Source organism: Actimicrobium sp. CCI2.3, from assembly GCF_035019065.1.
Classification (GTDB): domain Bacteria; phylum Pseudomonadota; class Gammaproteobacteria; order Burkholderiales; family Burkholderiaceae_D; genus Actimicrobium.
In genome coordinates this window covers 1-544 of sequence record NZ_JASJWR010000094.1, presented here as the reverse complement: position 1 = coordinate 544, position 544 = coordinate 1, and the positions used below count along the sequence as shown (strand labels likewise).

Below are 544 nucleotides of genomic sequence, written 5' to 3'. Positions count from 1 at the left end.
GCGCGGAAGCCATGTGTCCACACTTATCAGCTGTTAGTCGAGAGAAGAACAGCAGAAGTACAAGCAGACAAACAAGCCGAGAGGCGAGTTGGTGGTGCGGGTTCAAGCGGGTCTGTAGCTCAGTTGGTTAGAGCACCGTGTTGATAACGCGGGGGTCGTTGGTTCGAGCCCAACCAGACCCACCAAGACAGAGTACCGAAGTAGTAAGTAAAGCACCTGGGGGGTTTAGCTCAGCTGGGAGAGCACCTGCTTTGCAAGCAGGGGGTCGTCGGTTCGATCCCGTCAACCTCCACCAGAAAGACAAAGCACGGAAGTAAAAATGCAAACCTAAGCAGTGGTTGCGCGAAGCGCAACGACGTATTTAGGTTTGGTTTTTTATAACAAGAAACCATGAGCTGTTCGATCTTTAACAATTTGGAAGAAGTAAAGATTTATCAGTGTCGACGAGACTCGTGAAAGCGAGAAACAGAGATACTGGTGGGTAGTGATTGTAATCAACAAACATGTATTCAACATGCTTGCATCTAGCTGGACCGCGCAAGCG

General features: G+C 49.4%; 2 tRNA genes. Both read left to right on the top strand.

The window, feature by feature from the left end:
- The first annotated feature begins 108 nt into the window (after positions 1-108).
- Positions 109-185 (top strand) — tRNA-Ile (locus QN370_RS20600).
- Between the two features lie 34 nt (positions 186-219).
- Positions 220-295, top strand: a tRNA-Ala gene (locus tag QN370_RS20595).
- Positions 296-544: the final 249 nt, after the last annotated feature.